Annotated in this window: 7 protein-coding genes; 5 read left to right on the forward strand and 2 right to left on the reverse strand. The window is 64.1% G+C overall.

Annotated elements, in window-relative coordinates:
* From aroA to RI841_RS11820, 5 genes are all read left to right on the forward strand, one after another.
* Nucleotides 1-1342, forward strand: a 1342-nt coding sequence (gene aroA / locus RI841_RS11800) for a 3-phosphoshikimate 1-carboxyvinyltransferase (protein WP_310705795.1), incomplete at its 5' end; no start/stop codon positions are given.
* Complete coding sequence (gene cmk / locus RI841_RS11805) at nucleotides 1339-2028, forward strand: (d)CMP kinase (protein ID WP_310705796.1); 690 nt, start codon at nucleotides 1339-1341, stop codon at nucleotides 2026-2028. The genes aroA and cmk, both read left to right, overlap by 4 nt.
* A gap of 182 nt (nucleotides 2029-2210) precedes the next feature.
* A complete protein-coding gene (gene rpsA / locus RI841_RS11810) occupies nucleotides 2211-3887 on the forward strand; it encodes a 30S ribosomal protein S1 (RefSeq protein ID WP_310705797.1) in 1677 nt (558 codons plus the stop codon).
* Between the two features lie 302 nt (nucleotides 3888-4189).
* Nucleotides 4190-4576: a histone-like nucleoid-structuring protein, MvaT/MvaU family gene (locus RI841_RS11815; RefSeq protein ID WP_310705798.1), complete on the forward strand. Its 387-nt coding sequence runs from the start codon at nucleotides 4190-4192 to the stop codon at nucleotides 4574-4576.
* A gap of 218 nt (nucleotides 4577-4794) precedes the next feature.
* On the forward strand, nucleotides 4795-5109 hold the full coding sequence (locus tag RI841_RS11820; RefSeq protein ID WP_310705799.1) for a hypothetical protein: 315 nt from the start codon (nucleotides 4795-4797) through the stop codon (nucleotides 5107-5109).
* A 33-nt stretch (nucleotides 5110-5142) separates the two neighbouring features.
* Here RI841_RS11820 and RI841_RS11825 read toward each other — a convergent pair whose 3' ends face one another.
* Nucleotides 5143-6018: a DNA replication terminus site-binding protein gene (locus RI841_RS11825; RefSeq protein WP_310705800.1), complete on the reverse strand. Its 876-nt coding sequence runs from the start codon at nucleotides 6016-6018 to the stop codon at nucleotides 5143-5145.
* Entirely contained in the window at nucleotides 6015-6248 is a 234-nt protein-coding gene (gene yacG / locus RI841_RS11830; protein WP_310705801.1) for a DNA gyrase inhibitor YacG, read from the reverse strand. Before yacG ends, RI841_RS11825 begins: the two co-directional genes overlap by 4 nt.
* Nucleotides 6249-6382: the final 134 nt, after the last annotated feature.

Below are 6382 nucleotides of genomic sequence, written 5' to 3' on the forward strand. Positions count from 1 at the left end.
ACAACATGGCAAGTTGCGCTACCGGGTCAGCCCCGGCGGTGGCGTTTCCGGGCGTATCCGCGTCCCTGGCGACAAGTCCATCTCCCATCGCTCGATCATGCTGGGGGCCCTGGCCGAGGGCATCACCGAGATCAAGGGCTTCCTGGAGGGCGAGGACAGCCTGGCCACCCTTCAGGCCTTCCGTGAGATGGGCGTGGCCATCGAGGGGCCCCACCAGGGTCGCGTGACCGTCCATGGCGTCGGCATGCATGGCCTCAAGGCACCCTCCGGGCCGCTCTACGTGGGCAATGCCGGTACCGCCATGCGCCTGTTTGCCGGGCTGCTGGCCGGCCAGGCCTTCGACACCGAGCTGACGGGCGACGCCTCGTTGACCAAACGGCCCATGGGGCGGGTGGCCGATCCGCTGCGAGCGATGGGCGCCGAGATCGACACTGGCGAGGGCGGTCGGCCGCCGCTGCACATCCACGGGGGCAGGGCGCTCAAGGGCATCACCTACGACATGCCCATGGCCAGCGCCCAGGTGAAGTCCTGCCTGCTGCTCGCCGGGCTCTATGCCGAGGGCGAGACCCGCGTGCGCGAGCCAGCGCCGACCCGCGACCATACCGAGCGGATGCTCTCCGGCTTCGGCTATGCGGTCCACCGCGAGGGGGACACCTGCTGGCTTAAGGGTGGCGGTCGCCTGACCGCCGCGCCCATCGACGTTCCCTCGGATATCTCCTCCGCCACCTTCTTCCTGGTGGCGGCCGCGATCACGCCGGGGTCCGACCTGGTGCTCGAGCATGTCGGCATCAACCCGACCCGCATCGGGGTGATCAACATCCTTAAGCTGATGGGCGCCGACCTCCGGCTCTCCAACGAGCACGAGGTGGGCGGCGAACCGGTGGCCGATATCCATTTACGTTACGCGCCGCTCCAGGGCATCGATATCCCCGTGGATCAGGTGCCGTTGGCGATCGACGAGTTCCCGGCGCTGTTCATCGCCGCGGCCAGCGCTCGGGGCGTGACGCGCCTGCGCGGCGCCGAGGAGCTGCGTGTCAAGGAGTCCGATCGCCTGAAGGCCATGGCCGACGGCCTCGCCGTCATCGGGGTCGAGCACACCCTGCTCGAGGACGGCATCGACATCGTCGGCGGCGGCCGGCCGGAGGGTGCCAACTACGGCGGTGGACGGGTCGACAGCCTGGGCGACCACCGGATCGCGATGGCGTTTGCCATCGCGGCCCTGCGCGCCGGGGAGCCGATCGAGATCGACGACTGCGCCAATGTGGCCACCTCCTTCCCCGGGTTCATCGACCTGGCGCGTCGCGTCGGGCTGACCCTCGAGGAACGGCAGGAGGCATCATGAGCGATACGGTACCGGTACTCACCATCGACGGTCCCGGCGGGGCCGGCAAGGGCACCATCAGCCGCCTGGTCGCCGAGCGTCTGGGCTGGCACCTGCTCGACAGCGGCGCGCTCTATCGCCTGACTGCCCTGGCGGCCGTGAAGCACGAGGTCCCGCTGGACGACGAGGCGCGGCTGGCCGAGGTGGCGGCCGGCCTTGACGTGGTCTTCGTCGCCGAGTCCGAAACGACCCGCGTGCTGCTGGAGGGCGAAGACGCTACCGGCACCATCCGTACCGAGCAGGTAGGCGATGCGGCCTCTCGGGTCGCGGCGCTGCCGGCGGTGCGCCAGGCCCTGCTGCAGCGCCAGCGTGACTTTCGACAGCCTCCCGGGCTGGTCGCCGACGGGCGGGACATGGGCACCGTGGTGTTCATCGAGGCGCCCCTGAAGATCTTCCTCACGGCGAGCGCCGAGGAACGGGCCCATCGGCGTCAGCGCCAGTTGCAGGAGGCGGGGGTCGATGCTAGTCTATCGAGTCTTTTGAAGGAGATTCAGGCGCGCGATGCACGCGACATGCAGCGCAGCGTGGCCCCGCTCAAGCCGGCCGATGATGCCATCACGCTTGACACCACGCGCCTGACGATACCGGAAGTGGTGGATCGGCTGACGGAACTGCTGACCGAACGCGGTCTGGCACCCGCCACCTGACTCTCCCTTGCGGCGCCTCCGGCAGGATGTGATGACGTGGTCCGGCACTTCGATTTGCCGTGAGCTGGGCCAGGTCGAACCAGCGCCAACATCCCCGGGGGCTTGGAAAATAAGGCCCGCACTCGCTGGTGGTGCGGAGAAGGCGGCAACGCCGTACTCAACGTTGATCACGTAGGAACATCATGAGCGAAAGCTTTGCTGAACTGTTTGAACAGTCTCTCCAGGACATCAACATGGAGCCGGGCGCCATCGTCGCGGCTACTATCGTCGACATCGACGGCGACTGGGTCACCGTCAATGCCGGCCTGAAGTCAGAAGGTCAGATCCCCGCGGCCCAGTTCCGCGACGAAAACGGCGAATTGACCATCGCCGTCGGCGATGAAGTACACGTCGCCCTGGAAGCCGTCGAGGACGGGTTCGGCGAGACACGCCTGTCCCGCGAGAAGGCCAAGCGTGCCGAAGCGTGGAAGGTGCTGGAAGCCGCCTTCGAGAAGGAAGAGATCGTCAAGGGCGTGATCAACGGCAAGGTCAAGGGCGGCTTCACCGTCGACGTCGACTCCATCCGTGCCTTCCTCCCGGGTTCTCTGGTGGATGTTCGCCCCGTGCGCGACACGACCCATCTCGAGAACAAGGAACTCGACTTCAAGGTCATCAAGCTCGACCCGAAGCGCAACAACGTGGTCGTGTCTCGTCGCGCCGTGCTCGAGGCCGAGAACAGCGCTGAGCGTGAAGCCCTGCTGGCGACCCTTCAGGAAGGTCAGCAGATCGTCGGTATCGTCAAGAACCTCACCGATTACGGTGCCTTCGTCGACCTGGGTGGCGTCGACGGTCTGCTGCACATCACCGATATGGCCTGGAAGCGCATCAAGCATCCGAGCGAGATCGTGGCCGTGGGTGACGAGGTCACCGTCAAGGTGCTCAAGTTCGACCGTGAGCGCAATCGCGTCTCCCTGGGTCTGAAGCAGCTGGGCGAGGATCCGTGGGTCAACATCAAGGATCGTTACCCGGAAGGCACCAAGGTTCACGCCACCGTCACCAACCTCACCGACTACGGCTGCTTTGCCGAGCTGGAAGAGGGCGTCGAGGGCCTGGTCCACGTCTCCGAGATGGACTGGACCAACAAGAACATCCATCCGTCCAAGGTCGTGCAGGTCGGCGATGATGTGGACGTCATGGTGCTGGACATCGACGAGGAGCGTCGCCGCATCTCCCTGGGTATCAAGCAGTGCACCACCAACCCGTGGGAAGACTTCAACGCGCGCTACAACAAGGGTGACCGCGTCACCGGCACCATCAAGTCGATCACCGACTTCGGTATCTTCATTGGTCTCGAGGGTGGCATCGACGGCCTGGTGCACCTCTCCGACATTTCCTGGACCGACACTGGTGAGGAAGCCGTTCGTCAGTTCAAGAAGGGCGACGAGGCGGAAGCCGTCATCCTCTCCATCGACCCGGAGCGTGAGCGCATCTCCCTGGGCATCAAGCAGCTCGATACCGATCCGGTCTCCGAGTTCCTGGCCGTCAACGACAAGGGCTCCATCGTCACCGGTCGTGTGGTCGAGGTCGACGCCAAGGAAGCCCAGGTCGAGCTGGCCACCGACGTCGTCGCCGTACTGAAGGCGTCCGAGATCAGCGCCGACCGCGTCGAGGACGCCCGCAACGTGTTGAACGAAGGTGACAGCGTCGAGGCCCGCATCATCGGTGTCGATCGCAAGAACCGCCAGATCGCCCTGTCCATCAAGGCCAAGGACCAGGACGATACTCGCCAGAACCTCAAGAAGCTGCGTGAGGAGTCTCCCGAGAGCGGCGGTCCGATGACTATCGGTGATCTCATCAAGCAGCAGATGGGTCAGGACTGACCGTAACAGCAACGATGGTTCCCATCGCCTGGCAAAGGCGCCACCCTCGCGGTGGCGCCTTTTTCTTGGCGGGAGGACTTCCACGGCTCGAGACATATCTCGCCTAGCGGTTCGAGGTTGTTAACGTGCTCCACGTATTTCTTGAATCAGGCTGTCGAGACGAGTTATTCGCAAAGTGTGCCGCTAAATACCTTGGGAATGTTGTTTGCTGGACTTAGAATCCCAGTCCATACTCTTGCCAAGAAACTTTTAAAAGGCAATAATGCCGCTGCATTCTGTAATCCCCGAGAAGGAACTATTACATGTCATCACTGCTCAGCAACTACATGCAGATGGAGCAGCAGCTCAAGCAACTCCAGTCTGAACTGGATAAGCTGCAGAACGACGATCGCCTCAAGGCAGAGCTCGAGTTCAAGGAAAAGCTTGAAGCGCTGATGCGCGAGTACGACAAGAGCGCCGCTGACGTCATTGCCCTGCTCGATCCCAAGCCGGCCGCGGCGACGCGCAGCAGTTCCGCCGCTTCGGCGACCGGCAGTGCTCGCCGCAAGCGCAAGCTGAAGATCTACAAGAACCCCAATACCGGGGAAGTCGTGGAAACTCGGGGTGGTAACCAGAAGACCCTCAAGGCCTGGAAGGATGAGCATGGCTCAGACACTGTCGAGTCCTGGCTGGTGCGCGTCGAGGAGTGAATCCTGGCGCTTGAAGACATGACGCCGCCCTTCTGGGCGGCGTCGTCGTGTGTACTGTGTCTCTTGTGTCCTGACTTTCTCGCGTCGGGCGGAAACGCCATCGGCAAGATGATTCGACGGTGTGTTGTCCGTATAATCATCGTCATTCCCGAGTACCGGCGATGGCCTGTTCATCTCTCTTACCGTCACGGCCTTCGCCTCGACACCATTGGAACCGAATGAAACCGCACAATCCTCGACAGCCTCTGGACGAACGCGACAAGTTGCGCAAGTTCCGCGAACTCGATAATGCTTTCGCCGATGCACTGCGCGAACTCGAGAGTCCCGATAGCGAACTGGATATTCCCACCGGCCCGCCGGTCCGTTCACGGGAGCGTCTGGAACAGAAGGCCCAGAGTGAGCCGCAGGACGAGCAGGTCCTGCAGAGAGCCTTCGAACGGCGCCTCAAGGCGTTGATGGCTGAATATGCCCAGTCGGCCGAGAGTGTCAGCCATCTACTGCAGACGCTCAGGTCCCACGGGCGGATCGCCTGATCAGGCGATCCCGGTTCCATAGCCCGAATCCCTTCAGCGGTAGCGATAGACGCGCAGGCTCGGCAGGAAGGCCGTGTCCTCCAGCCGTTCGTCGCTACGCCGGGCTCGAGTGCGCGTTTCAGGGGGATGAGACGGGGGCAGGTTGTGGTCCGGCAGCCTTCCGTCCAGGCTGGGCACGAACAACGGCAAGGCAATGTTCATGGCGCGCCGGCTCCGGCCATCCTCCAGGGGGGCGCGATAGAAGAGATTGGCGCGCATCAGCGGCGCCTGGCTCTGCACCTGGGCCAACGGCTCGCCATCCGGGATACCGGCCAGACGCTGAAGCTGGATGCGCACATGGGGCGCCTCGCTGTCCAGAGCCAGCAGCTTCTGCTCGGCCTCGCGCACCGTCAGCCGCTTGATCGAGCGTCCGCTGGCGTACCATGCCAGGCGAATGCGGGCCACCGGGGCCTCGGCCAGGGGGATCGCTCGCCAGCACTGCTTGAGGTGAAGCCTGGCCAGTCCCGTGCCTTTCAGGTGGTTGTGCAGGGCCGGTTGTCGGAAGGGCAGGATCGCCTTGATCTCCGGGATCAAGGTGGGAGCCTCGCGGCGGATCTCCGCCAGCAGTGCGGCGAAGGCCTTCTTGGTGGCATTCACCCTGGCGACCGCTTCCATCACCTTTTCGTTGGCCGCCACCAGGCCCACATGGCTGCGGGTCGCGCGGCCGTCCTGGCCATCCTGGTACCAAACGTCGAGCAGGACATGGCGAAGCCAGATGGCGTCTGCCATCTCGTTTTCGAAGGACCAGGCTGAAGCGCCCGAGGCCTGCCAGGTCGCCACCAGGGCATCGGTTTGTTCCACCAGCCGATCGAAGTGCTCCTCGAGCTCCGCCAGCAGGCGGTATTCCGGGCGCTGCCCATTGACGCTCACGTCGGCTCGCCATCCCGGTCTGCTCTTGCCAGCAGGGCATCGAGGTCGCTCTCGTCCATGGCGGCTTCCCCCGCGATGCGGTGGGATTCATCGGCCCAGGCACCCAGGTCGAGCAGGCGGCAGCGCTTGCTGCAGAAGGGGCGATAGGGGTTGGTCTCGTTCCACAGCACCTTCTTGCGGCACTGCGGGCAAGCGACTTCCAGGGGGCGCGTGGTGTCGTGCGTCTTCATTGTCATCGTCTTCGGCAGGGTGTCGGTGAAGGATGACGAATCAGGCACCGGGAGGCAAACTCATGGCTTCCCGGTACTGGCGATCAAGTTCGGCGACCTGTTCCGCCAGGCTCGCTTCGTCAGTGGAATTGTCG

Origin of the sequence: Halomonas sp. (assembly GCF_031581305.1) — a bacterium.
In the GTDB taxonomy this organism is placed as follows: domain Bacteria; phylum Pseudomonadota; class Gammaproteobacteria; order Pseudomonadales; family Halomonadaceae; genus Halomonas.

Bases quoted from the DNA above. Each gene is read 5' to 3' on its own strand.
- rpsA (WP_310705797.1), top strand. From the start codon at position 2,211: ATGAGCGAAAGCTTTGCTGAACTGTTTGAACAGTCTCTCCAGGACATC.
- RI841_RS11820 (WP_310705799.1), top strand. From the start codon at position 4,795: ATGAAACCGCACAATCCTCGACAGCCTCTGGACGAACGCGACAAGTTG.
- RI841_RS11815 (WP_310705798.1), top strand. From the start codon at position 4,190: ATGTCATCACTGCTCAGCAACTACATGCAGATGGAGCAGCAGCTCAAG.
- cmk (WP_310705796.1), top strand. From the start codon at position 1,339: ATGAGCGATACGGTACCGGTACTCACCATCGACGGTCCCGGCGGGGCC.
- yacG (WP_310705801.1), bottom strand. From the start codon at position 6,248: ATGAAGACGCACGACACCACGCGCCCCCTGGAAGTCGCTTGCCCGCAG.